Here is a 23,626-nt window from a genome sequence, read left to right on the forward strand (position 1 = left end):
GCCTAGGCCTGCGGCTTGAGGACGCCGGGATGGTGGCGCTGCAGCACGGCGGTCGGGGTGGCGTAGGCTTCCTGCAGGTCGACGCTCCAGTACTTCAGCTCGTCGAGCGGAATCCGGACGTCGGTGATGGCACAACGCACAAAGGTGCCGGGCGAGATCACGCGGAAATCGCCGTCGAGATATTGCACCTGCGCTTCGCCATGGCCCGAGGGACCGAACTTGTTCAGCACGATTGAGCTCTCCGCCTTGCCTCCAACGAGGCCATCTGGATGTCGATGAAACCGTCTATCACAGATAGGGTGTCATGTCCGCCCGTTAAACCACCGACTTGTGATGATTTGGCGGCGGAGGCGCATGGTAGCCTTGTCGGTGTGGTCCGCTGTGTTTGCAGCGCCATAACGAGCCGGCCGGATCGGATGCGCCTCACGTCAGTTTTCATGTGCCTCGCCATGCTTGCCGTGCCGGCCGCGGCCGCGGCGCCGCTCCCGGACCCGCATCAGGTCGAGATCCCCGAAGGCAACGTCACGCTGCACGCGCAGCTCTACCGGCCCGATGGCGACGGCCCGTTCCCGACCGTCATCGCGCTGCATGGCTGCGGCGGTCTCGCCGGCCGTTCCGAGCCGGTGCTGCCGCGCTATCGCGACTGGGCCGAGCAATTGCTGACGACCGGCCATGCGGTGCTGTTGCCGGACAGCTACGGCTCGCGCGAGCTCGGTCCGCAGTGCCGCATCAAAGAGCATCAGGTCCAGACCCGCCGTGCGCGGGTCGCCGACATCAACGCGGCGCGGCAGTGGCTGGTGCAGCAGAAATGGGTGGCGAAGGGCCGCATCAGCCTGATCGGCTGGGGCAACGGCGCCGCCGCTTTGCTGTGGGCGGTGCGGCCGCAGATGTGGTCGCGCAACGTCGAGCCGGACTTTCGCTCGGCGGTCGCATTCTATCCGGATTGCCGCGCCTCGTTCGGCCTCGGCTGGAGCGCGCGGGTGCCGACGCTGGTGCTGATCGGCGCGCGCGACGACGTGACATCGTCATCGGCCTGCCACCAGATGGTCGACGGCGCCCGCGGCCGCAGCGCGCTGGCGCGGATCGTGGTCTATCCCGAGGCCTATCACGACTTCGACCGGCCCAACCTGCCGCTGCACGCGGTCGCGGCCTCCGATGCCGAGATCGCCGAGCGCGGTCACGTCGGCACCGATACCGGCGCGCGCAAGGATGCGCAAAAGCAAGTCGCCGAGTGGCTGTCGCGCTAAGACAGCTGTTGCCGGGCTAGAACAAGCTGCCCTGATCGACCGGCTTGGTGACGCGCTTCGGCGCTGCCGGTTTCGCCTCGCGCGGCTGAGGCTTCGGCTGGCTCTCGGGCGCCACCGTCGCCGGGGGCTGATCGGCGTTCGCGGTGGCGGCGACGCGGCCATCGGCGAATTCGATCGACAGGCCGGCGTTCGGGCCGACCGCCGCGGCGGAGTGCAGGGCGTGGCCCTGCGCGTCGCGCACCAGCGCAAAGCCGCGCGCCAGCACGCCGCGATAGGACAGCGCCGATAGCAGTTGTCCGCTATGGGCGACGCGCGCCTCGAGCCGCTGCATCGTCGTTACCAGCGCGCGGCGGGCGCGCTCGGCGAGGCGGTGGGTGCGCTCGAGGTCGCGGGCGATGGCGTTGCGCTGGGCCTTGGCGTTGGCGAGCTTCGAGGCCTTGAGCCGGATCTCGAGCCCGCTGAAGCGCTCGCGGCGGCGATGCAGCAGCGCGCGCGCCGATAGCGTGATGCGCTCGCCGGATGCGGTGAGCCGCTGCCGCGCATGCGCGATCTGGCCGCGCAGCACGCCGATGGTGAGGCGCGAACTGCTGGCGGCAAAGCGGCGGAAATGCGCGTGCGTATTGGCCTTCAGCCCGCGCGGCAAACCTGCTGCGAGATGATCGAGCCGCTGCCGCGGGATCGCGAGCAGTTCGTGCGCCGCCGGCAGCGCCCGCGCCGCGGCGCGCAGCTCGTTGCGGCGGGTCTCCTGGGCACGCTGCCAGCACACCATGGTGCGGCGGGCGAGCGCCGCGACCTCGACGAACAGCTCGCTGCGTACCGGCACCGCCATCTCGGCGGCGGCGGTCGGCGTCGGCGCGCGCTTGTCGGCGACGAAATCGATCAGCGTGATGTCGGTCTCATGGCCGACCGCCGAGATCAGCGGGATGTGGCTCTCGGCCGCGGCGCGGACCACGATCTCCTCGTTGAACGACCAGAGGTCCTCCAGCGAGCCGCCGCCGCGCGCAACGATGAGCAGATCGGGCCGTGGAATCCGGCCGCCCTCCGGAAGCGCATTGAAGCCGCGGATCGCGGCCGCGACCTGCTCGGCCGAGCCGTCGCCCTGCACCTTGACCGGCCAGACCAGCACCCGGCGGGGGAAGCGGTCCTCCAGCCGGTGCAGGATGTCGCGGATCACGGCGCCGGTCGGCGAGGTGACGACGCCGATCACCTCGGGCAGCCAGGGCAAAAGCTGCTTGCGGGCCTCGTCGAACAGGCCCTCGGCGGCGAGCTTCTTCTTGCGCTCCTCCATCAGCGCCATCAGCGCGCCGACGCCGGCGGGCTCCAGCGAATCGATGACGATCTGGTACTTCGAGGAGTTCGGATAGGTGGTCAGCTTGCCGGTAGCGATGACCTCGAGGCCCTCCTGCGGCTTGAAGCGCATCCGGGCGTGGGCGAACTTCCAGATCACCGCCTCGATCTTGGCGCTCTCGTCCTTCAGCGCGAAATAGCAGTGGCCGGAGGAATGCGGGCCGCGAAAGCCCGAAATCTCGCCGCGGACACGGACATGGCCGAAGCGGTCCTCCACCGTCCGCTTCAGGGCGGAAGAGAGTTCCGAGACGGTGAATTCAGGCGCGTTGACGAGATTCGGAGCAGCGGTCATCTGATCTATAGAATCGGGGTTTTCGACCCCGTGTGCAAGGTCCGGACGCCGCGTTTCGGGCGTCGAATCACATATCCACATCTGATCGAACCGCGTGTTGCCGCGGTTCGGGAGCGTGCTAAACCGGACGAAATGGCGTTACAACCCCTCTGATCGGCGACACAGATGAACATCCTCCTGCTCGGTTCCGGTGGCCGCGAACATGCGCTGGCGTGGAAGATCGCCGCATCCCCGCTGGTGACGAAACTGTGGTGCGCGCCGGGCAATGCCGGGATCGCGCGCGAGGCCGAATGCGTTGCGCTCGATATCGCCGACCATGCCGCGGTGATCGAATTCTGCCGGGGCAATGCGGTCGATCTGGTGGTGGTCGGTCCGGAGACGCCGCTCGCCGCCGGGATCGTCGACGACCTCGCCGCTGAAGGCATCAAGGCGTTCGGACCGAGCCGGCAGGCCGCCCAGCTCGAGGGCTCGAAGGGTTTCACCAAGGACCTGTGCAGCGAGTTCAACATTCCGACCGGCGCCTATCGCCGCTTCGACAATGCGAAGGACGCGGTGGCCTATGTCCGTGCCCAGGGCGCGCCGATCGTGGTCAAGGCCGACGGGCTTGCCGCCGGCAAGGGCGTCGTGGTGGCACAGACGCTGCCCGAGGCCGAGGCCGCGATTGCGATGATGTTCGAGGGCGCGTTCGGCTCGGCCGGCGCCGAGGTCGTGATCGAGGAATTCTTGTCGGGCCGCGAGATCAGCTTCTTCGCGCTGTGCGACGGCGAGACCGCAATTCCGCTGGCCTCGGCGCAGGACCACAAGCGGGTGTTCGATCACGACAAGGGGCCGAACACCGGCGGCATGGGCGCCTATTCGCCGACGCCGTTCGTGACATCAGAGGTGCACGACCAGATCATGGCGCGGATCATCCTGCCGACGGTGGCCGGGATGAAGAGCCGCGGCACGCCGTTCAAGGGCGTGCTCTATGCCGGCGTGATGCTGACCGCGCAGGGCCCAAAGCTGTTCGAATACAATGTCCGTTTCGGCGATCCCGAGTGCCAGGTGCTGATGATGCGGATGATGTCGGACATCGTGCCGGCGCTGCTCGCCTCCATCGACGGGCAATTGAAGAACTTCGATCTGCGCTGGTATCCGGACCCGGCGCTGACGGTAGTGATGGCGGCCAAGGGCTATCCCGGCGATTACATCAAGGGCACGCGGATCGATGGCCTCGACGACGCCGCCAAGGTCGAGGGCGTCGAGATCTTCCACGCCGGTACGGTGGCGAAGGATGGCGCGATCATCGCCAATGGCGGCCGGGTGTTGAACGTTTGCGCGATGGGCAAGACGGTCACCGAGGCGCGCGACCGCGCCTATCAGGCTGTCGATCGCATCAAATGGCCGGACGGATTCTGCCGCCGCGACATCGCCTGGCAGGCGGTGGAGGCGGAGAAGGGTTGATCGATCCGGCCTCAGCGGCGACAATGGCGCGCCCCGGGGCCTTCGAATGACCGATTTCAGACTGCCCGAGACGCACTACGCGCAAAGCGCCGACGCGAGCATCGCCTATCAGGTGATGGGCGATGGTCCTGTCGACATCATCCTTGTCCCCGGCCTGTTCTCGCACATCGAGTTCATGCACGAGATGCCCGGCTACACCGCCGTGCTGCGCCGCCTGTCGCGCTTCGCCCGGGTCGTGACCTTCGACAAACGCGGACAGGGATTGTCGGATCGGATGACCGGCGCGCCCTCCCTCGAGCAGCGCATGGACGACGTCCGGGCCATCATGGATGCTATCGGCTCCGCGAAGGCGGTGTTGTTCGGCTTCTCCGAGGGCTGCCCGATGAGTGTGCTGTTTGCAGCGACCTATCCGGACCGCGTTTCGCATCTCGTTCTGCTCGGCAGCTTTGCCCGCTCGAAGGATCGCCTGGCGGACGATGTGTGGCAGCTGCGCTGTGACGAGATCGTGCAGAACTGGGGTTCTGGCGATACGGTCAAGACTGTCGCGCCGAGCCAGGCAACGAATGCGGAAGTGATCGCGCAGATCGCGAAATTCGAGCGGCTGTCGAGCAGTCCGGGAGCGTTGCGGACGCTGCTCGTTCTCAATCGCGCGATCGACGTCACGGCGATCCTGCCGATGCTCCAGACTCCGACGCTTGTCCTGCATCGGACCGGCGATGCCCGCGTTCCTGTGGCGCTCGGCCGTGCCGTCGCGCGCTCGATCCCCGGCGCGAAATACGTGGAATATCCGGGCGGCGATCACTACTATTGGGTCGGCGAGACCGAGGCGATGCTCGGCGATATCGAGGAATTCGTTACCGGCCATCGCGATGGTGGTGATGCCGAGCTCGACCGTGTGCTTGCGACCGTGCTGTTCACCGATATCGTCGATTCGACCCGCAGCGCCGCCGCGATGGGTGATCATCGTTGGCGACGTCTGCTCGACGATCACGATCAACTCGCGCAGCAGGTGGTCGGCCGCCATCGCGGCCATCTGGTGAAGAGCACCGGCGACGGCATTCTGGCGACCTTCGACGGTCCGGGCCGCGCCGTACGCTGTGCGCTGGCGTTCGGCTCGGCCGCGCGGCAGATCGGCCTGCCGGTGCGAGCGGGCCTGCATACCGGCGAGATCGAGGTGAGGGGGGCGGATATCGGCGGCATAGCGGTCCACGCCGCGGCGCGCGTGATGTCGCAGTGTGGCTCGAACGAGGTGCTGGTGTCACGCGTGGTGACCGATCTGGTCGCGGGCGCCGGGTTGAAATTCGCCGAACGCGGCGCGTTCGAGCTGAAGGGACTGCCCGGGACATGGGAGCTGTTTGCGGCGAGCGGCTAGGTTCGGCCCCACGCCGTCATTCCGGACGACGCGCATCGCGCGTCGATCCGGAATCTCGATGTTGTGGACACCTTCTCACCTCATCTCGGGATTCCGGGTTCGGCGCGTTGCGCCGCCCCGGAATGACGAAGTGGGTCAGAGCAGATCCCCGCCTGCCGCTGACGCTGTGGTGCCGTGCTCGCGGAACGCCTTGATGACGTTCTTGCCGATCTTCCACTTGTGCACCTCGTCGGGGCCGTCGACCAGCCGCTGCGAGCGCACCTGGGTGTACCATTTCGCCAGCGGGGTATCCTGGCTGAAGCCGAGCGCGCCGTGCAGCTGGATCGCGGTATCGATCACCTTGTGCACCATGTGGGCGTGGAAGATCTTGGCGATCGAGTTCTCCTGGCGGATGTCGAGGCCCTTCTCGGCCTTGTAGGCGATGTGCAGCAGCATCAGCCGGCCGATATAGAGTTCGCTGGCACAGTCGGCGAGCATGAACTGCACCGCCTGCCGGTCAGCCAGTAATTGCCCGAAGGTCGAGCGCTTGGTGACATGGGCGGCCGCCATGTCGAGCGCGCGCTGCGCTTTGGCGACGTTGTGCATGCCGTGGCGCAGCCGGCCGTAGGCGAGGCGGTGCTGACCCATGTTGAAGCCGTTGCCTTCGCCGCCGAGCAGATTGTCGGCCGGCACCTTCAGATCCTTGATCTCGATCTCGGAGTGGCCGCCATGGATCACGTCGTCATGCGGACCCTCGATCGCCATGTTGGCGACGTTGCGCTTGATGCGGTAGCCGGGGTTGGGCAGCTCGACGATGAAGGTCGAATATTGCTTGTGGCGCGGCGCGTTGGGATCGGTCTTCGCCATGACCAGTGCGAGGTCGGCGACGCTCGCCGACGAGGAGAACCATTTCTCGCCGTTGAGGATGTAGTTCTCGTTGCCGTCCTTCACCGCCGTGGTCTGCATGCCGGTGGCATCGGCGCCGGCGGCCTTTTCGGTCATCGAGAAGCAGATGCGCTTTTCGCCGTTCAGCAGGGGCTTGAGGAATTTTTCCTTCTGGTGCTCGGTGCCGTGCGCCAGGATCGTCATCATCGAAGCGTCGTCCGGTCCCTGCGTGTTCATCGAGAGCGCGCCGAGCATGCTCTCGCCGAGCTCCATCTGCACCAGCGCGTTGGCGAGCGGGCCGAGGCCCATACCGCCATACTCCTTGGGCACGAACGGGCACCACAGGCCCTGCGCGCGGGCCTTCTTCCGCAGCGGTCCCAGCACCTCGGCAAGCGGCTTGGTGTCGAGTTCCTTTTCCGCCGGAATGCATTCGTCGTGGACGAATTTGCGAACCTTCTCGCGGATCGCCTTGGCTTCGGCGGGAATTTCGAAGTCGATCGACATGGCACTTCCTCGTTTCATGTTGTTGTTGGCAGGACTTGAGGATGGCATAAACCTCGTCAAAGCCAGCGGCAACGCCGAACAAAGTTTGAAGCAGCGCGGCCGCCACAGGGAAGGAGCTATCGATGCCTGATCTCGCTGATCTTTTTCCCGGCTATGCGTCCGAATGGATCAACACCTCGCAGGGCCGCATCTTCGCCCGCGTCGGCGGCAAGGGCCCGCCCTTGCTGCTGCTGCACGGCTTCTCCTCGACGCATGTGATGTGGCACACGGTTGCGCCGAAACTCGACGACAGGTTCACGCTGATCGTCGCCGACCTGCCGGGCTATGGCTGGTCCGATATGCCCGACAGCGACAAGGATCATACGCCCTACACCAAGCGGGCCTGGGCGAAGACCATGGTCGAGGTGATGGAGCAACTCGGGCACGTGCATTTCGCGCTCGCCGGCCACGACCGGGGCGGCCGGGTGTCGTACCGGCTCGCGCTCGATCATCCCGGCCGGCTGTCGAAGCTTGCGGTGCTCGATATCGCGCCGACCTATGATTACTGGCAGAAGCTCAATCGCCTGTCGGCGTTGAAGATCTATCACTGGGCGTTCCTGGCGCAGCCCTATCCGCTGCCGGAGACGCTGATCTCCAACAATGGCGAATTCTTCCTCAGGGAGAAGATGGCGAGTCAGACCAAAAGCAAGACGCTGGAGGCGATCGATCCGCGCGCGCTCGCGCACTACCTTGCGCCATTCCGCGATCCCGCGCGCATCCACGCGATGTGCGAGGACTATCGCGCCGGCGCCTATGCCGACTACGAGATCGACAAGGCCGATGTCGACGCCGGCAAGAAGATCACGGTCCCGATGCTGGCGCTGTGGGGCGATGCCGGGGTTGCGAGCGCCGCAACGACACCGCTCGACACCTGGAAGACCTGGGCCACCAATGTCAGCGGCGCGCCGGTGGCGTCGGGGCACTTCCTGCCCGAGGAGGCCCCGGAGGCGACCGCGAAGCTGCTGCGGGAGTTTTTCCTGGCGGGGTAGCACCGTCATCCCCGCGCAAAGGCTTCGCCTTTGTCGCTGGAGGAGCGCGGAACGCGCGTCTCGAAGGATGCACGGCCCGGCTGGTGGCCGTCGATCCTTCGAGACGCGCTGCGCGCTCCTCAGGATGACGGGTTCAAGATCTTGGTAGCCCGGATTGCGCGGAGCCTGTCATCGGGCGCGCGTTCGCGCGACCCGTTGGCTTCATCCGGGCTACAGGTCGTCCGCGCTACGAATTCGTTAGCGTCGCTCCCTGAAGAACTCGCGCAGCAGGCGCGCGGACTCGGTCTCGCCGACCGCGCCATAGACCTCCGGCACATGGTGGCAGGTCGGCTGCGCGAAGAACCGGACGCCTGACTCGACCGCGCCGCCCTTGGGGTCGGCGGCGCCGTAATAGAGCCGGCGGATGCGGGCAAAGGAGATCGCGCCGGCACACATGGTGCAGGGCTCCAGCGTCACGTAGAGGTCGCAATCGACCAGCCGCTCGGTGCCGATGGCCTCGGCGGCCTGCCGGATCGCAAGGATTTCCGCATGGGCCGTCGGATCGTGGTCGGTCAGGGTGCGGTTGCCGGCGGTGGCGATCACCTCGTAGCCCCGCACGATCACGCATCCGATCGGAACCTCGCCAGCTTTTCCGGCACTTTCGGCGGTTTTTAGCGCCAAATCCATGAAAGAAGGGGCAGACATGCCTCGTATCATCGGAAGAAACCTGCTAGTAGCGTCGCCTTCAGCAGAAGTGGATGCCGGTTTTGCGCCAGTCGCGCCCAGATGGCGCGCGTATCGCCGGTTGCCCTGCGCCCCAATTGAACCTCCAGGCGAGAACATTCATGCCCCGCGACAGCGACAAAAACAACGATTCCCGCGGCCGGCGGGACCGGGGGGCGCCCGGGAAGGGGCGGCCCAGTGGCTCCCGCGGATCGGACAAGCCGTTCGGCAAGCGCAGCTTCGGCGGTAAAGGTGGTGATCGCGACAAGCGCTCGTTCGGCGACAAGGGCGAGGGCCGCTCGTTCCGCCGCCGCGAGGACGGCGATGCGCCGCGCCGCGATTACGGCGACCGGCCGCGCTTCAAGCGCGACGACCGCGGCGGCGAGGGTGGCGGAAAGCGCCCGTTCAAACCGCGCGGCGAGCGCCGGGACTTTGATGCGGGCGATCGTCCGCAGCGCGGCGGCGCGCGCTCGGAGGGCCGCTCATCCGACCGCAAGTTCGGCGAGAAGCGGTCCTATGGCGATCGCGAGAAGCGCCCCTACAGGCCGCGTGGCGAGCGCGACGGCGAGAAGCGGACCTTTGCGCCGCGCGGCGAGCGCGCCGAGCGCAAATTCGATGACCGGAAGTTTTCGCGCGGCGATCGCGACAAGCGCTCGTTTGGGGACAAGGGCGAAGGCCGCCCGTTCCGTCGCCGCGAGGATGGCGACGCACCGCGCCGCGATTTCGGCGATCGCCCGCGCTTCAAGCGCGACCGCGACTTCGAGGGCCGCGACCGCGGCGACGAGAAGCCCTGGCAAAAGCGGGATCGCACGCCGCGCGACGGCTACAAGCCGCGCGACGACCGCGGCGGCGACGAGCGCCCGCGCTTTTCGCGGTCGCGCGACGATCGCGGTGGCGGCGAACGTCCGCGGTTCTCGAAGTCACGCGACGACCGCGAGCAGGGTGATCGTCCGAAGTTCGGCCGGCCGCGCTGGGATCGTCATAATGAAGATGGTGGCCGCGACAATCGCCGGCGTGAGCGGCCCGAAGGCCGCACCGACTGGCAGGAGCACCCGCGCAGCGAGGGTCGCTTCTCCGACCGGCCGCGCCGCGACAATGAGGACGACAGCAGGATCTTTGCGAAGCGCCCGGCCTTCGGCGGCCGCGGTGCCTATCGCGAACGCGCCACCGACGACCGGCGCGAGCGTCCCGAGCCGAAGCCGAAGAAGACAGGTGAACGCATCGCCAAGGTATTGGCGCGCGCCGGTCTCGCCTCGCGCCGCGATGCCGAGGAGATCGTCACGCAAGGGCGCGTCACCGTCAACGGACGCGTGATCAACTCGCCGGCGCTCGATATCACCGACAACGATGTGGTGGCGGTCGACGGCAAGCCGTTGCCGCCGCGCGAGCGGACCCGGCTGTTCATGTATCACAAGCCGCGCGGGCTGATGACGACGCATGCCGATCCCGAGGGGCGGCCGACCGTGTTCGACAATCTGCCCGAGGGCTTGCCGCGGCTGATCTCGATCGGCCGGCTCGACTTCAACACCGAAGGCCTGTTGCTGCTGACCAATGACGGCGGCCTGGCGCGGACGCTGGAGCATCCCGACACAGGATGGCTACGCCGTTACCGCGTGCGCGCGCATGGCGAAGTGACGCAAAGCCAGCTCGACCAGCTCAAGGGCGGCGTCGAGGTCGACGGCGTCAAATACGGGCCGATCGACGCGACATTGGAACGCGACCAGAGCGCCAATGTGTGGGTGGTGTTTGCGATCCGCGAAGGCAAGAACCGCGAGGTGCGCAACGTGATGGCGCATCTCGGGCTCGAGGTGAACCGCCTGATCCGGATTTCCTACGGCCCGTTCCAGCTCGGCGAGCTCGAGGAGGGCAAGGTCGAGGAGGTCAAGACGCGGGTGCTGCGCGAGCAGCTCGGCGAGAAGATCGCCAAGATCGCGGGCGCCGACTTCACGCGACCGGAGCAGCGTGACGCAGCCGACGGCGACCATGCACCGGCGAGGAAGCCGAAGCCCAGCAAGCGCGAAACCATCAACGATCGCAAGGGCCGCCGCGTGCTGGTGCAGCGCACCGGCAGCGAGGAAGCGCGTGCCCGCAATGAAGACGAAGCGAGCGGCTACGGCCCGCCGCGCCGTCCCAAGCGCGGCTATCACGGCAAGCGCGATCTCAAGCCGCGCGACGAGTAACGGTCGATGCGCGTCGTCGGGGGCAGGCTGAAGGGCCGCAATCTCGCTTCGCCTGCGGGCCGCGAGATTCGTCCGACCGCGGACCGCCTGCGCGAGTCCGTGTTCAACATTCTGATCCACGCCTACGACAATCCGATTGAGGACGCGCGCGTGCTCGATCTGTTTGCCGGCACCGGCGCGCTCGGCATCGAGGCGGTCTCGCGCGGCGCCAGGTTCACGCTGTTCGTCGACAATGGCGCCGAGGCGCGCGCGCTGCTGCGCAACAATGTCGAGTCGCTCGGCCTCGGCGGCACGACCAAGGTCTATCGCCGCGATGCCACCGATCTTGGACCGGCGCATCCGGTCGAGCCGTTCTCGCTGGTGTTTCTCGATCCGCCCTATGGCAAGGGGCTGGCCGACAAGGCGCTCGCCTCGCTGCGCGACGGCGGCTGGCTGACGCCGGGCGCGCTGCTCGTGGTGGAAGAGGCAAAGGCCGCGGCGTTCGCGGCACCCGAGGGCTTCGAGGAGCTCGAGCGGCGGGCCTATGACGACACCGAGTTCGTGTTTTTGCGTGCTGTCACCGCAATCTAGAATTCATAGGATGGGTAGAGCGCAGCGAAACCCATCAACTTCCGGGCCGCGGGAAAGATGATGGGTTTCGCTGCGCTCTACCCATCCTACGCGATACTGATTCATCACCGCTAGGGGAGCGCGAACCATGGCCGACACTCTTGCCGGGCTGGCCGGTCAGCTGGAGACGCAGGTCAAGGCGTTGCGCGGCGCTGGCGATGATGCGGCGCTGCTTGCGGCAGCGCGCGATGCCGCCGATCAGATCGAGCGCGGTTGCGGCGCGCGGGATGGGGACGCGCGTGACGCGCTCATGATGGTCCAGCGCTGGACGTTCAATGCGGCGGCCGATTGCTGGCCGGGCTGGAGCGTGTCCGACAAGCCGATCAATCAGGACAATCTGCTGGCCGCACGCGAGCTTGCGGAACGTTCGTTAGCGCTGGTGCGGAGCCTGGGGCTCGCACCGCTGCGCGAGGGAACGGGCGTCTGGATGGTGGGGGCCTTCGACCTTGCGCTCGGCCGCTACGACGACGCGTCCCGGCTGTTCCGCGATGCGCGGGAGCAATATGTTGCAGCGAGCGCGCCCGGCCTCGTGCTGCTGGTGGACGGCTATGCCGCGATCGTCCGGCAGATCGGCAAGCGTGCAGCCGATGACGATGATCTCGATCGGATCTGCGCTCGCATTGCGGCGGGCGAGTTCGAGGACGGCAACGAATGGATCGCACAGTTGCGCACGGCGTTGGAGGTGTTCGCGCGCAAGGATTTGTAGGATGCCCTGATCTGTCGTCCCTGCCTAGTGCGCAATTGCGCACGGGAGCAGGGACCCATAACCACGAATGTGCTTTGTGGAAGCGCGCTGTGGCCCGAGCGTCTCTCAAACGAGAGATCGGTGGTTATGGGTCCCGGGTCGCGCGGAGTTTGTCATCGGGCGGCGCTTTGCGCCGACCCGTTGGCTTGCCCAGGACGACGGGGATGGAGACTACCGCCGCCCGAACAGCTTCTCGATATCGCTCAGCTTCAATTCGACATAGGTCGGGCGGCCGTGGTTGCACTGGCCGGAGTTCGGCGTGTCCTCCATCTCGCGGAGTAGCGCGTTCATCTCTTCCGGCTTGAGGCGGCGGCCGGCGCGGACCGAGCCGTGGCAGGCCATGGTGGCGGCGACGTGCATCAGCCGGCGTTCCAGCGGCAGCGCCTCGTCCCATTCGGCCATGTGCTCGGCGAGGTCGCGCAACAGGCCCGCCGCATTGGCCTTGCCGAGCAGCGAAGGCGTCTCGCGCACCGCGACGGCGCCGGGGCCGAAGGATTCGATCGCCAGCCCGAACGACGCCAGCTCCTCGGCGCGGTCGAGCAGCTTCTCGACGGTCGCCTCATCGAGCTCGACGATCTCGGGGATCAAGAGGATCTGCCGCTGCACGCCGTTCTTCGCCAGCGAGGCCTTGAGCTTCTCATAGACGATGCGCTCATGCGCCGCGTGCTGGTCGACCACGATGAGGCCGTCGCGGGTCTGCGAGACGATGTAGGTCTCGTGGATCTGGGTGCGCGCGGCGCCGAGCGGCCGGTCGAGCAGGTCGGGCGCGGGCGCGGCCTCGAAGCGCACATCGGCGGTCGGCGCGCCGACGTCGAAGGCGGCCTGTCCGGGCTCGGCGAAGGCGGGCGCCGCCGCACCGTCGAATGCGCGCATCGGACCAACCGGATAGGACGGCGAGCCGCGCCAGTCCCAATTGCCCGGACGTGGCGGCGTGAAGGCCGGGCGGAAGGCCGAGAGCGCGGCGCCGTCGGCGGTATTGGCCGCGGTGCGCCTGCCTTCGCGCGCAAGGCCCTCCTTCAAGGCGTGCACGATGAGCGCGCGAACCAGGCCGGCGTTGCGGAAGCGCACCTCGGTCTTGGCCGGATGCACATTGGCATCGACGCCCTCGGGGTCGCAGGTCACGAACAGCGCCACGACGGGATGGCGGTCGCGCGGCAGATAGTCGGAATAGGCCGCGCGCACGGCGCCGAGGATCAGCTTGTCGCGCACCGGGCGGCCGTTGACGAACAGATATTGCCCGAGCGCATTGGCGCGGGTCAGCGACGGCGCGGCGGCAAAGCCTTCGACCACGACGCCCTCGCGCTCGGCGCGCACCTCGATCGCACTGGCACGAAAATCCGCACCCAGGATATCGCCGAGCCGGGTCAGCCGGCCGGCCGCGCCGGGCAGCGCCGCGGCCCAGGTGACCGGCGCACGCTCTTCGCCGGCCAGCGTGAAGGCGATGTCGGGACGCGCCATGCCGAGGCGGCGTACCACCTCGCGGATCGCCTCGGCCTCGGTGCGGTCGGTCTTCAGGAACTTCAGCCGCGCCGGCGTCGCATAGAAGAGTTCATTGACCTCGACGCGGGTGCCCTGGCCGAGCGCGGCCGGCATGACCTCCGACTTCTCGCCGCCTTCGACCGACAGCGACCAGGCATGCGGCTCGCTGGCATGACGCGTCGTGATGCCGAGCTTTGCGACCGCGCCGATCGAGGGCAGCGCCTCGCCGCGGAACCCGAGCGTGCGGATGCGCAGCAGGTCTTCGTCGTCGAGCTTGGAGGTGGCGTGACGGTCGACCGCAAGCGCGAGGTCGGCGCGGGTCATGCCGCCGCCGTCGTCGGTAATGCCGATCCGGCGCCGCCCGCCGCCATCGGTGAAAACGTCAATCCTGCTGGCGCCGGCGTCGATCGCGTTCTCGACCAGTTCCTTGACCACGCTCGCGGGGCGTTCGACCACTTCGCCGGCAGCGATGCGGTTGACGAGCTGTTCGGGAAGCTGGCGGACGGGCATGGATTGGACGTTCGGAGGAGCGATTCGAGGCTGGCCATTACTATAAGTCGCCGCGCCGGCAAATGCATGGGACCGATATGGCGGCCGGATGCGGGTTGGGGATGAGTCCGGCCTAGCGCCTTGAAGACGCTTGGCTTCGGCGGCCGGCGCGTTACGCCCTACGTCCCGATTGTGGGGCCGCGCGCACAGGTATATCGTTTAGAAAAATTATAAGTTCTCGCCGGAGGAACGCCATGTGCCATCTTTTCGCGCATCAGCCGCAACGCGACTATGAATCGCAGACCCGATCGTTGCGGATCGACGGCCATTGCACCTCGATCCGGCTGGAAATGTCGTTCTGGGATACGCTGGAGGAGATCGCGGCCAAGGAAGGCATGACCTTGGCCAAGTTCCTCACCACCCTGCACAACGAGGTGCTGGATCATCACGGCGAGGTGAACAATTTCGCGTCGCTGCTGCGCTGCTCCTGCCTGATCTACCGCGCCAAGGCCAATGCGCCGGCGGTGGTCCCGGACTATCGCGGGGCGGCGGCGATCATGGATGCGGCGGAATAGATTTCGCGCAAGTCCATCACGCAAAAAGAAAGCGGCCTTGCCCTGACTGGACAGGGCCGCTTCAGTGAGAGGGGAATTGTATTTTCTTGCTAAAGCGCAGTGGCGACCACGACGGCGCTGCGCTCCCTCGCCCCGTGCTTACGGGGAGAGGGTTGGGCTGAGGGGCCGTCTCCGCGTATCCGGTGACAGCTGCGTTTGCGGAGACTCCCCCTCACCCGGAACGCATCTAACGATGCGCTCCGATCTCTCCCCGCACGCGGGGCGAGGTGAGGCGGAATCCGGACTCGGTTCGAATGGTCGTCTGGTCTAGATCTCCTTGCGCTGCATCGCGCCGGCGATGTGGTCGGCCTGGCGGATCGCCAGCGACACGATCGTCAGCGTCGGGTTGCAGGCCGCTCCGCTCGTGAACTGGCTGCCGTCGGAGACGAACAGGTTCTTGATGTCGTGGGTCTGGCCGAACTTGTTGACCACGCCGTCGCGCGGCTTCTCGCTCATCCGGTTGGTGCCCATGTTATGGGTCGAGGGGTAGGGCGGCGTCGGATAGGTGACGGTGGCACCGACCGCCTCATAGACCGCGGAGCCCTGCTTGTAGGCGTGATCGCGCATCGCGACGTCGTTCGGATGATCGTCGAAATGCACGCTGGCGACCGGCATGCCGAACTTGTCCTTGATCTTCGGATCCAGCGTGATGCGGTTGGTCTCCTGCGGCATGTCCTCGCCGACCAGCCACATGCCGGCCATCCGCGGATAGCCCTCGATCGCGCTGGTGAAGCTGCGTCCCCAGGCGCCGGGATTGAGGAACGCGGCCATGAAGGGCAGGCCGAGCGACAGCGTCTCCATCTCGTAGCCGCCGACGAAGCCGCGCTTCGGATCGTTCTTGGCCTCGTCGCGGATGATGCCGGCCATCGTGGTGCCGCGATACATGTGCACCGATTTCTCGAAGCTCGCATACACGCTGCCGGTCATATGCCGCATGTAGTTGCGGCCGACCTGGCCGGATGAATTGGCGAGCCCGTCCGGGAACATGCTGGACGCGCTGTTGAGCAAGAGCCGCGGGCTCTCGATCGAGTTGCCGGCGACCGCGACGACGCGGGCCTTCTGGCGCTGCATCGCGCCCGTCGCATCGGCGTAGACCACGCCGGTGACCTTGCCGGACTGGTCGTGCTCGATCTTGATCACCATGCTGCCGGGGCGCACTTCGAGATTGCCGGTGGCTTCGCCCTTCGGGATCTCGGTGTAGAGCGTCGACCATTTGGCGCCCGACTTGCAGCCCTGGAAGCAGAAGCCGATCTGCTGGCAGGAACCGCGGCCGTCGCGCGGCTCGCTGTTGATCGCCATCCGCCCGGTGTGCACCTCCTTGTAGCCGAGCTTCCTGGCGCCGGCTTCCATCACCTTGAAGTTATTGTTGCCGGGCAGCCCTGGGATGCCGTTGGTGCGGGTGACGCCCATCTTGTCCTCGGCCTTGGCGTACCACGGCTCCATCTCGGCGAGCGTGATCGGCCAGTCGATCAGGTTGGCGCCGGGAATGGTGCCATAGGCCGACTTGATCTTGAACTCGTGCTCGTCGAAGCGCAGCGAGGCGCCCGCCCAGTGCGTGGTCGAGCCGCCGACCGCCTTCACGATCCAGGCCGGCAGGCCCGGAAAGTCCTGGTGGACGCGCCAGCTGCCCGAGGTCGAGCGCGCGTCGGACCAGGCGAGTTGGGTGAAGCTGTCCCATTCATCGTTGATGAAGTCCTGGTTCTCGATGCGCGGGCCGGCTTCCAGGATCACGACCTTGACGCCCTTCTGCGCCAGTTCATTGCCGAGCGTTCCGCCGCCGGCACCGGAGCCGACGATCACCACAACGCCGCTGTCATTCAGATCGAATTTTGCCATTGTTTCCTCCCGACCCGTTAGACCTTCGGCAGCCAGTCGATATCGGCGAAGCCGCGCTTGATGTAGCCGCCATGCTCGGCCGAGGAGCCCTCGTAGCCGAACCGCGGCCACACCTCCTTGTTGTTGTAGATGGAGACGATGAGGTCGCCGCGGATCTTCTGGAAGAAGGCGCTCTGTTCGATCTGTTGCAGCAGCGCGACGCGATCGTTTTCCCAGGCGACCTGGACATAAGGCATCTTGTGGCGGTCGTTGGCCGCCTGATCGAGCCTCGTGACGCCGTCATTGATCAGCGACTTGACCGCCGGATCCTTCGCGGCCTTCTCGTCATACGGCTTGACCGCTGCTATGTAGTAGCTGTCGCCGAGGAAATCGTGCGGATAGATATCGCGCGCCATCTTCAGCAGCGTCTTCAGCGTGGCCGGCGTCAGCGTCGTGGCGCCTTCGGCCCACGCATCGGTGATACCGAGCCCCGTCGAGGTCGCAATCGCGACTGCGGGTGCGGTCACGGCCGCGCCTTTGAGAAAGACACGCCGGTCATATTTGCTGCGTCGATCGATTTCTCTCATGGGTTCCTCCGTCAATTTTTATTTGTGCAATTGCCTTGTTGTCTGAGCATGCTCTAGCCGAAGCGCCCGCCGCGCTGGATCACCTCGATCTTGTAGCCGTCGGGATCGGAGACGAAGAAGAAGCGCGCCAGCGTCTTGCCGTCGTGCTTGAAGTCGCGCAGCGGCCCCGGCGACAGTTTCTCCTTTTCGAAGCGCGCGTGCTCGGCATCGACGTCATCGACGATGACGGCGAGATGGCCGTAGCCGTCGCCGAGCGTGTAGGGCTCCTTGCGATCGAAGTTGACCGTGAGCTCGACCTCGAAGGGCGAGGAGGGATGGCGCAGATAGATCAGCGCGAAATCGGGAAATCTCAGATTGTCCGCGATCTCCAGGCCAAACGCGCGCTGGTAGAAGTCGAGCGCTTTTCCTTCGTCAAACACGCGGATCATCGAATGCACGGGTTTCGCCATTCAGTTCAGCTCCTTCAGATAGGCGATGATCATGGCGCGGGTTTCCGGCTTGGCCTGCCGGTAGGCCATCACGGCGCCCGGGATCACCTCCTGCGGATTGGTCAGCCAGGCATCGAGCCTGGCGTCGTCCCAGACGAAATCGGCCTTGCTGAATCCCGCGGAATATTTGAAGCCGTCGGCCTTGCCGGCGTGGCGGCCGACGACCTTATAGAGCGACGGGCCTTGCCGGACGGCATCCGACATGTTGGTGGTGTGGCAGGTCGCGCATTGCTGCTTGAACAGCGTCGCCCCATCGGGCGGCCTGGCGGCGGGCAGGGGCATCTGCGCAGCCGTCATTTGCACTGCAAGCATTGCGCTGCAAAATCCCAGCCCCAACGACCACCTTGCGCGCAGCTTTGTCATCTACATCACCGCCTCTGTGCGGTGACTGTAGGAGGCTGAAATCCGCCGTTGGTAGTAGCGGGCTGTTTCACAGCAGAACAAAGCTGGGCGGTGATCTGGCGCGGAACCGGTGGTTGCCGCATATGCGGACGACAATTTCGCAAAATGACCGCGAAATCCCTGCACGATCACCACACGACGCAGCTTGCATCTCGCGTGCGCCGTTTGCGGAAAATGCAGTCTTGCGCGATGGGGTTCAGGGTCGGCGCTGCAAACGGCGCACCACCTGCGCCGCTCCTCCATCGTCAATTAAAGTCCCAGGAGAAATGGATGACGTTTGCAAAAACCAGCGTGCTCGCCCTTGCCATCTCGGCCGCGATGGCCGGCCCCGTCCTGGCACAGGGAACGACTGCACCGGATACCCGCGGCGGTGCACAGGGCAGAGGTACCATGCAGCAGGGCGGCGGCATGTCCGGCAGCGGCGATGAGGAAATGACGGCGCAACCTGGCGCGACGACGCAGAAGAGCGGCGCCGCCGCCAAGTCGGGCAGCAAGGGAACGGTCGGCAGCGGACGCACGGCACCGAAGTCGGGCGGTTCCGAGATGGCGCCCGCAACCAAGAAGTACTGAAGCACGAGAGCCTTCGCGGTTCTGATCAATCGGAACCAAGGCTCGAGCTTCTTGTTCTGACGCGTTCCTTCGCGCGAACCGACATCCGCTTCGCGCGAAAACGCTTCTGGTTACGCTGACCGGATCCCGGATGCAGTGCCGCGCGCGCTGCGTCCGGCGTTCCCTGGAGCATGATCCGGAAAAGTGGAAACCGGTTTTCCGAAAAGATCATGCTCAAACAAGGAGATGAGATCATGATGCGATTCCGTGGAAACGCGTTATGATCTAATCGTCGAAACGGCGGGCGCTGCGCCCCGCCTTGATGTCGCTGCGGCGCTTCTTGCCCTCGAGCCGGCGCTGCTTGGAGCCGAGCGTCGGCTTGGTCGGCCGCCGCGGTGTCGGCCGCACCATCGCCTCCCTCAACATCTCGAGCAGCCGCTCGATCGCATCGGCGCGATTGCGTTCCTGGGTGCGAAAGCGGAAGGCGTGGATCACGATCACGCCTTCCTTGGTCATGCGGCTGCCGGCGAGCCGCGCCAGCCGCTGCGCGGCGTCTGCCGGCAATGCAATCTTGTTGGTATCGAAGCGAAGCTGCGCCGCGGTCGAGACCTTGTTGACATTCTGTCCGCCCGGGCCGGAGGCGCGGACAAAGACGATCTCAATGTCGTTCTCGTCGATCGCAAGGTCGCGGGACACCCGCAGCATGACATCACCCGTGGAGGGAAGAATCGGCAGGCCGCAGGATAGCGGGTTTGTGCTGTGCGTGCTTCAGCTGCGTAGATGCAGCGTTAGGTACGTCTGAGAGCGCCGCGTGTGGCTTACCCCTCTCCCCACCCTCCCCCGCAAAAGCAGGGCAATCGCATATGGAATGAGCCGATTCTTCCGCGCCGTCATGGCCGGGCTTGTCCCGGCCATCCACGTCTTTTCTTCGCGTGGAAACGAAGACGTGGATGCCCGGGACAAGCCCGGGCATGACGAGTTTGTGGGAACTCCGATCGCCTCAAACGGCCATATGCGATTGCCCTACCCGCAGGGGGAGGGAGCCCTACCGCCTATACGTCCCTGACGGCCCGAGAACGGGCTGTAGTGTTTGCGGTGACTCGGTGTGAGGTGAGCACGCTGTTCCAGCTCCCTCCCCCCTTGCGGGGGAGGGTGGGGAGAGGGGTGGCCACGGCGGTGGTGCGGACGAAGAAGTGAGAGCGCGCCGAAGCGCGTCAGTTCGCCTTCGGCGGCGCCGACACCGGCTGCGCCGCGGCCTGCGGGGCGCGGCCGACGATTGCGGTGAGCAGGCCGTTGCCCCAGAGCTTTTTGGCGACCCGCTTGGCATCGTCGAGCGTCACCGCGTCGACGATGGCGTTGCGCTTCTCGATGTAATCGATCGGCAGCTTGTCGAGCTGGTATTGCAGCATCGCCTGCGCGAGCTTGGAGGAGGTGTCGAGCGCCAGCATCTGCGACCCCTTCAGGTAGGACTTCGCCTCGTCGAGCTCCTTCTGCGTCGGACCTTCCTCGGCGATGCGGCGGACTTCCGCTTCGATCGCATCGACGGTCTCGCCGGCGCGATCGGCGCGGGTGCCGGTGTTGCCGATGAACAGCGCGGAGTGATCCATCCAGACCAGCGCTTCATAGATCGAGTAGGCCAGCCCACGCTTCTCGCGCACTTCCTTGTAGAGCCGCGACGACAGTCCGCCGCCGCCGAGAATGTGGTTCACCACATAGGCCGCCATGAAGTCCGGATCGTGCCTGGCGATGCCGGGGCCGCCGAAGGTGACGACGGTCTGCGGCACGTCGAGCGGGACGAAGGCGCGCTGCGGCGGCCTGGTCGCCACGACGTCAGGAATGGGCGTCAATTCGGCTTTCGCCGGCAGGCCGCCAAAGGTCTTGTCCAGCAGCTTGCCGAGCGTATCGGCATCGACGTCGCCGACCACGGCAACGCGCAGCGTATCCTTGGCGATGATGCGGCGGGTGTAGTCCTTGAGATCGGAGATCTGGATGGTCGGCACGCTGTCGAGCGTGCCGGTGGCCGTCCTGGCATAGGGATGATCGCCGAATGCGAGTTCGAGGAACTTGCGGCCGGCGAGCGAGGACGGATTGGTCGATTCGCGGCGCAGATTGGCGATCACCTGGGCGCGGATCCGTTCGACGTCCTTCGGCTCGAAGTGCGGCGAGGTCAGCGCCATCCGCAACAGGTCGTAGGCTTCGTCCTTGTTGTCCTTGAGCATGCGCAGCGAACCGCGGAATTGATCGCGGTTCGACTGGAAGCTGAGCTCGATGGCGCGGCGCTCGAGCCGCTCATGGTAGGTTTTGGAATCGAGATCGCCGGAGCCCTCGTCGAGCAGGTCGGCGACCAGATTGCCGACGCCGGGCTTGCCGGGCGGATCCTGGCTGGCGCCGCCGCTGAAGGCATATTCCATCGCGATCAGCGGCACGGTCGCGTCCTGCACGAACCAGGCCTCGATGCCGCCGGGCGATACCAGCCGCTGGATCTTGGCCGCGGCCTGCGAGGGCACTGAAGTCAGCGTCAGCAGCGCGGCGCAGGCGCCGCCGATCAGCGCCGCACGGCGGGTGAGGGAATAGATCACGAGCGCTTCTCCTCACGTTTCGGCGCAGTATCCTTGATCAGGTAGCCGGTCACCGACCGCTTCTTGTCGAGCCAGCTGGCGGCGGCATTGCGCACCTGCTCGGCGGTGACGGCGCGGATGCGGTCCGGCCAGCTGCGGATATCCTCGATGCTGAGCCCGGTGGTCAGCGCGCCGCCATACCAGCGTGCCAGCGTCGCCTGGTTGTCCTGGGCGTAGATCGCCTCCGCGATGAGCTGGGTCTTGACCCGTTCGAGATCCTCGGCGCGCGCCGGGTTCTGCGCGAGGTCGGCGATCACCTTGTCGATCGCGTCCTCGATCTGCGCGAACTCGACGCCGGGTTTCGGCGTCACCGAGATCGAGAATTGCGACGGATCGAGCGAAGTGCCCTGGTAGCCGGCGCCGGCCGAGATCGCGAGGCCCTTGTCGATCACCAGCGAGCGGTAGAGATAGGAGTTGGCGCCGCCGCCCATCAACTGCGCGAGCACATCGAGCGCCTGGCTCTCGCCTGAAGCGGCGGTTGTCGCCGAGGGCACCAGGTAATAGCGGCGCAGGCTCGGCTGTTCGACGCGCGGATCCGACAGCGTCACGGTGCGCGGCGCGGCCGGTGTCGGCTCGTGCGGCCTGACCCGCTTCTCGGGGATCGCATGCTGCGCCGGGATCGGGCCGAAGTTCTTCTCGACCAGCGGGCGGATATCCTTGACGTCGACGTCGCCGGCGATGACCAGGATCGCGTTGTTCGGCGCGTAGAAGCGGCGGTAGAAGGCGAGCGCATCCTCGCGGTCGAGCTTCTCGATCTCCTGGTGCCAGCCGATCACCGGCCGGCCATAGGGATGGTTGAGATAAAGCGCGGCCATGATCTGCTCGGTCAGTCTTGCATCCGGGTTGTTGGCAACCCGCATGTTGAACTCCTCGAGGACGACATCGCGCTCGGGCAGCACGTTCTCGTCCTTGAGGATCAGGCCGGTCATGCGGTCGGCCTCGAACTCCATCATGGTCGGCAGCTGCTCGCGCGGCACGCGCTGGAAGTAGCCGGTGTAGTCGACCGAGGTGAAGGCGTTCTCATTGCCGCCGACGCGCAGCACGGTCTGCGAGAACTCGCCGGCCGGATGCTTGGCGGTGCCCTTGAACATCAGATGCTCGAGGAAGTGCGCCAGGCCGGACTTGCCGGGCGTCTCGTCGGCCGAGCCGACCTTGTACCAGATCATCTGCGTGACCACCGGCGTGCGGTGGTCGGGGATCACCACGACCTGCAGGCCGTTGTCGAGCGTGAAACTGGCGGGGCGTTCCGAGGTGACGGTGGTCTGGGCGCGGAGGCTGGCACCCGGCAGCGGGATGGTGGAAACGAATGCGGCAGCGAACAGGGCGATCGATCGGCGAGAGCGCATCATGGTCCTTATGAAAGCCCGGACCCACGGCCGGGGCGCGAAAGCATGCCATCGTACACGGTCGTTCCCGTGCCGATGGTCACGAAGCGGAGAGACACCCGCCGCCCCGCATTAAGCTTTGCTCATGTCAGCCTTCGCCCGCGGAGGCCAAGCGATCACTGTACCGGTTTTCCGCTCATGACGTCGTATTGGCCTTCTTGCGACTTCGGCATCATCGGTCCGGTGCCGTAGGCAAAGCCCGAGGACGGGGTCTGGTAGCCCGGCGGCGGCTCGGTCAGCGAGTCGCGCGTCGGCTCACCCTTGAACGGTTTGGACTCGCTGCTGTTCCCCTTGAACATGCCGAGTAGGCCGCCGGTGTAACCGAGCTGGCTCGGCATCAGCGACGGATTGGTGCTCACGCCGGGCTCCAGCGGCTCCTTGCGGCCATCGGTGGCCGTCTGCTGCTTGCGGCCCGCCTCTATCTCGGCCGGCGTCAACGCCACCGCGGACTGCCACGGCTCTTTCTTGACATCCTTCTTGCGCGCCGCGATCGCAGCCTTGCGCGCCGCGATATCAGGGTCCTTCGGCCAGTTCGGCGCGTTGACCTGGGCGGTCGATGCCGGCGGGGGCAAATCCAGCTTCGGCGGCACCACCAGCGGCGAGCGCTCTCGGTAGTCGATGCCCTTGCTGGCCGCGCTCTTGGCGCCGAGCCCGGTCATCAGATTGTCGACGATCCGCTCTTCGAAGGTCAGTCCATCGTCGCCGTCATCCTCATCGTCGCCGGCGCGCACCGGGCCGGCCGTCATGACAAGGCCGATCCCGGCTGCGACGAACGCCAGGCGCAGGCCGCGCATCAGCGGCATCCGGGACGTTTCGATCAGGTAACCGCGGGCTTTGGTGTTGCGCATCGCGCCATTCCCATCTCAA

General features: G+C 66.3%; 22 protein-coding genes. 9 read left to right on the forward strand and 13 right to left on the reverse strand.

All coding sequences use genetic code 11. The features are described from left to right. Positions 1–2 precede the first annotated feature (2 nt). Complete coding sequence (locus ACVW1B_RS41515; RefSeq protein ID WP_016848019.1) at positions 3–230, reverse strand: DUF2093 domain-containing protein; 228 nt, start codon at positions 228–230, stop codon at positions 3–5. Between the two features lie 219 nt (positions 231–449). Between ACVW1B_RS41515 and ACVW1B_RS41520 the strand changes: the two genes are divergently transcribed. Next, positions 450–1,247, forward strand: a complete 798-nt coding sequence (locus ACVW1B_RS41520; RefSeq protein WP_456822953.1) for a dienelactone hydrolase family protein — start codon at positions 450–452, stop codon at positions 1,245–1,247. Positions 1,248–1,263: 16 nt separating this feature from the next. Here the strand turns inward: ACVW1B_RS41520 and xseA are convergent, their stop codons facing one another. Further along, positions 1,264–2,886, reverse strand: coding sequence for an exodeoxyribonuclease VII large subunit (xseA, locus tag ACVW1B_RS41525; RefSeq protein WP_456777628.1), 1,623 nt, complete (start codon positions 2,884–2,886; stop codon positions 1,264–1,266). Positions 2,887–3,051: 165 nt separating this feature from the next. On the opposite strand from xseA, the gene purD reads away from it, so the two are divergent. Both purD and ACVW1B_RS41535 read left to right on the forward strand, forming a co-directional pair. Further along, positions 3,052–4,329 (forward strand): phosphoribosylamine--glycine ligase, encoded by a 1,278-nt coding sequence (purD, locus tag ACVW1B_RS41530; RefSeq protein WP_456777627.1) that lies wholly within the window; start codon positions 3,052–3,054, stop codon positions 4,327–4,329. A gap of 46 nt (positions 4,330–4,375) precedes the next feature. Beyond that, positions 4,376–5,701: an adenylate/guanylate cyclase domain-containing protein gene (locus ACVW1B_RS41535; protein ID WP_456777626.1), complete on the forward strand. Its 1,326-nt coding sequence runs from the start codon at positions 4,376–4,378 to the stop codon at positions 5,699–5,701. A gap of 135 nt (positions 5,702–5,836) precedes the next feature. Here the strand turns inward: ACVW1B_RS41535 and ACVW1B_RS41540 are convergent, their stop codons facing one another. Further along, the gene (locus ACVW1B_RS41540) at positions 5,837–7,069 is read right to left on the reverse strand and encodes an acyl-CoA dehydrogenase family protein (RefSeq protein WP_253604254.1); all 1,233 of its coding nucleotides are present in this window, start codon (positions 7,067–7,069) and stop codon (positions 5,837–5,839) included. A 122-nt stretch (positions 7,070–7,191) separates the two neighbouring features. Between ACVW1B_RS41540 and ACVW1B_RS41545 the strand changes: the two genes are divergently transcribed. Continuing rightward, complete coding sequence (locus tag ACVW1B_RS41545) at positions 7,192–8,097, forward strand: alpha/beta fold hydrolase (protein WP_456777623.1); 906 nt, start codon at positions 7,192–7,194, stop codon at positions 8,095–8,097. 237 nt (positions 8,098–8,334) lie between these two features. On the opposite strand, the gene ACVW1B_RS41550 is transcribed toward ACVW1B_RS41545, so the two are convergent. Then, positions 8,335–8,781: a nucleoside deaminase gene (locus ACVW1B_RS41550; RefSeq protein ID WP_225163883.1), complete on the reverse strand. Its 447-nt coding sequence runs from the start codon at positions 8,779–8,781 to the stop codon at positions 8,335–8,337. Positions 8,782–8,921: 140 nt separating this feature from the next. Between ACVW1B_RS41550 and ACVW1B_RS41555 the strand changes: the two genes are divergently transcribed. The 3 genes from ACVW1B_RS41555 to ACVW1B_RS41565 all read left to right on the forward strand — a co-directional run bounded on the left by ACVW1B_RS41555 (position 8,922) and on the right by ACVW1B_RS41565 (position 12,294). Continuing rightward, positions 8,922–10,979: a pseudouridine synthase gene (locus tag ACVW1B_RS41555; RefSeq protein ID WP_456777622.1), complete on the forward strand. Its 2,058-nt coding sequence runs from the start codon at positions 8,922–8,924 to the stop codon at positions 10,977–10,979. A gap of 6 nt (positions 10,980–10,985) precedes the next feature. After that, a complete protein-coding gene (rsmD, locus tag ACVW1B_RS41560; protein WP_092089085.1) occupies positions 10,986–11,549 on the forward strand; it encodes a 16S rRNA (guanine(966)-N(2))-methyltransferase RsmD in 564 nt (187 codons plus the stop codon). A gap of 181 nt (positions 11,550–11,730) precedes the next feature. Then, positions 11,731–12,294, forward strand: a complete 564-nt coding sequence (locus tag ACVW1B_RS41565; protein ID WP_456822954.1) for a hypothetical protein — start codon at positions 11,731–11,733, stop codon at positions 12,292–12,294. 210 nt (positions 12,295–12,504) lie between these two features. On the opposite strand, the gene mutL is transcribed toward ACVW1B_RS41565, so the two are convergent. Beyond that, a complete protein-coding gene (gene mutL, locus ACVW1B_RS41570) occupies positions 12,505–14,322 on the reverse strand; it encodes a DNA mismatch repair endonuclease MutL (RefSeq protein WP_456777619.1) in 1,818 nt (605 codons plus the stop codon). Between the two features lie 233 nt (positions 14,323–14,555). Between mutL and ACVW1B_RS41575 the strand changes: the two genes are divergently transcribed. Beyond that, a complete protein-coding gene (locus ACVW1B_RS41575; RefSeq protein ID WP_016848007.1) occupies positions 14,556–14,876 on the forward strand; it encodes a ribbon-helix-helix domain-containing protein in 321 nt (106 codons plus the stop codon). Positions 14,877–15,182: 306 nt separating this feature from the next. Here the strand turns inward: ACVW1B_RS41575 and ACVW1B_RS41580 are convergent, their stop codons facing one another. Genes ACVW1B_RS41580 through ACVW1B_RS41595 form a run of 4 tightly spaced genes read right to left on the reverse strand, consistent with a single transcriptional unit; the run spans position 15,183 to position 18,087 of the window. Further along, positions 15,183–16,751 (reverse strand): GMC family oxidoreductase, encoded by a 1,569-nt coding sequence (locus tag ACVW1B_RS41580; RefSeq protein WP_229190508.1) that lies wholly within the window; start codon positions 16,749–16,751, stop codon positions 15,183–15,185. 17 nt (positions 16,752–16,768) lie between these two features. Further along, positions 16,769–17,317, reverse strand: a complete 549-nt coding sequence (locus ACVW1B_RS41585) for a hypothetical protein (RefSeq protein ID WP_018269794.1) — start codon at positions 17,315–17,317, stop codon at positions 16,769–16,771. A gap of 53 nt (positions 17,318–17,370) precedes the next feature. Continuing rightward, positions 17,371–17,766 carry a VOC family protein gene (locus ACVW1B_RS41590; RefSeq protein ID WP_057016635.1) on the reverse strand — a complete coding sequence of 132 codons (396 nt, stop codon included), beginning with the start codon at positions 17,764–17,766 and terminating at the stop codon, positions 17,371–17,373. Next, entirely contained in the window at positions 17,767–18,087 is a 321-nt protein-coding gene (locus ACVW1B_RS41595) for a c-type cytochrome (RefSeq protein WP_438080472.1), read from the reverse strand. Between the two features lie 390 nt (positions 18,088–18,477). On the opposite strand from ACVW1B_RS41595, the gene ACVW1B_RS41600 reads away from it, so the two are divergent. Then, the gene (locus ACVW1B_RS41600) at positions 18,478–18,777 is read left to right on the forward strand and encodes a hypothetical protein (RefSeq protein ID WP_057016634.1); all 300 of its coding nucleotides are present in this window, start codon (positions 18,478–18,480) and stop codon (positions 18,775–18,777) included. A gap of 264 nt (positions 18,778–19,041) precedes the next feature. Here the strand turns inward: ACVW1B_RS41600 and arfB are convergent, their stop codons facing one another. The 4 genes from arfB to ACVW1B_RS41620 all read right to left on the reverse strand — a co-directional run bounded on the left by arfB (position 19,042) and on the right by ACVW1B_RS41620 (position 23,607). Continuing rightward, positions 19,042–19,461, reverse strand: a complete 420-nt coding sequence (gene arfB, locus ACVW1B_RS41605; protein ID WP_456822955.1) for an alternative ribosome rescue aminoacyl-tRNA hydrolase ArfB — start codon at positions 19,459–19,461, stop codon at positions 19,042–19,044. Between the two features lie 509 nt (positions 19,462–19,970). Next, complete coding sequence (locus ACVW1B_RS41610; protein WP_456777617.1) at positions 19,971–21,335, reverse strand: M16 family metallopeptidase; 1,365 nt, start codon at positions 21,333–21,335, stop codon at positions 19,971–19,973. Beyond that, positions 21,332–22,723: a M16 family metallopeptidase gene (locus ACVW1B_RS41615; RefSeq protein ID WP_456822956.1), complete on the reverse strand. Its 1,392-nt coding sequence runs from the start codon at positions 22,721–22,723 to the stop codon at positions 21,332–21,334. Before ACVW1B_RS41615 ends, ACVW1B_RS41610 begins: the two co-directional genes overlap by 4 nt. Before the next feature lie 152 nt (positions 22,724–22,875). After that, the gene (locus ACVW1B_RS41620) at positions 22,876–23,607 is read right to left on the reverse strand and encodes a hypothetical protein (RefSeq protein ID WP_253604237.1); all 732 of its coding nucleotides are present in this window, start codon (positions 23,605–23,607) and stop codon (positions 22,876–22,878) included. Positions 23,608–23,626 lie beyond the last annotated feature (19 nt).

It is taken from the genome of Bradyrhizobium sp. USDA 4502 (assembly GCF_054063355.1).

Bases quoted from the DNA above. Each gene is read 5' to 3' on its own strand.
- ACVW1B_RS41600 (WP_057016634.1), top strand. From the start codon at position 18,478: ATGACGTTTGCAAAAACCAGCGTGCTCGCCCTTGCCATCTCGGCCGCG.
- mutL (WP_456777619.1), bottom strand. From the start codon at position 14,322: ATGCCCGTCCGCCAGCTTCCCGAACAGCTCGTCAACCGCATCGCTGCC.
- ACVW1B_RS41520 (WP_456822953.1), top strand. From the start codon at position 450: ATGCTTGCCGTGCCGGCCGCGGCCGCGGCGCCGCTCCCGGACCCGCAT.
- xseA (WP_456777628.1), bottom strand. From the start codon at position 2,886: ATGACCGCTGCTCCGAATCTCGTCAACGCGCCTGAATTCACCGTCTCG.
- ACVW1B_RS41580 (WP_229190508.1), bottom strand. From the start codon at position 16,751: ATGGCAAAATTCGATCTGAATGACAGCGGCGTTGTGGTGATCGTCGGC.
- purD (WP_456777627.1), top strand. From the start codon at position 3,052: ATGAACATCCTCCTGCTCGGTTCCGGTGGCCGCGAACATGCGCTGGCG.
- ACVW1B_RS41590 (WP_057016635.1), bottom strand. From the start codon at position 17,766: ATGGCGAAACCCGTGCATTCGATGATCCGCGTGTTTGACGAAGGAAAA.
- arfB (WP_456822955.1), bottom strand. From the start codon at position 19,461: ATGCTGCGGGTGTCCCGCGACCTTGCGATCGACGAGAACGACATTGAG.
- ACVW1B_RS41585 (WP_018269794.1), bottom strand. From the start codon at position 17,317: ATGAGAGAAATCGATCGACGCAGCAAATATGACCGGCGTGTCTTTCTC.
- ACVW1B_RS41545 (WP_456777623.1), top strand. From the start codon at position 7,192: ATGCCTGATCTCGCTGATCTTTTTCCCGGCTATGCGTCCGAATGGATC.
- ACVW1B_RS41535 (WP_456777626.1), top strand. From the start codon at position 4,376: ATGACCGATTTCAGACTGCCCGAGACGCACTACGCGCAAAGCGCCGAC.
- ACVW1B_RS41595 (WP_438080472.1), bottom strand. From the start codon at position 18,087: ATGCCCCTGCCCGCCGCCAGGCCGCCCGATGGGGCGACGCTGTTCAAG.
- rsmD (WP_092089085.1), top strand. From the start codon at position 10,986: ATGCGCGTCGTCGGGGGCAGGCTGAAGGGCCGCAATCTCGCTTCGCCT.
- ACVW1B_RS41575 (WP_016848007.1), top strand. From the start codon at position 14,556: ATGTGCCATCTTTTCGCGCATCAGCCGCAACGCGACTATGAATCGCAG.
- ACVW1B_RS41620 (WP_253604237.1), bottom strand. From the start codon at position 23,607: ATGCGCAACACCAAAGCCCGCGGTTACCTGATCGAAACGTCCCGGATG.
- ACVW1B_RS41550 (WP_225163883.1), bottom strand. From the start codon at position 8,781: ATGTCTGCCCCTTCTTTCATGGATTTGGCGCTAAAAACCGCCGAAAGT.
- ACVW1B_RS41615 (WP_456822956.1), bottom strand. From the start codon at position 22,723: ATGATGCGCTCTCGCCGATCGATCGCCCTGTTCGCTGCCGCATTCGTT.
- ACVW1B_RS41555 (WP_456777622.1), top strand. From the start codon at position 8,922: ATGCCCCGCGACAGCGACAAAAACAACGATTCCCGCGGCCGGCGGGAC.
- ACVW1B_RS41540 (WP_253604254.1), bottom strand. From the start codon at position 7,069: ATGTCGATCGACTTCGAAATTCCCGCCGAAGCCAAGGCGATCCGCGAG.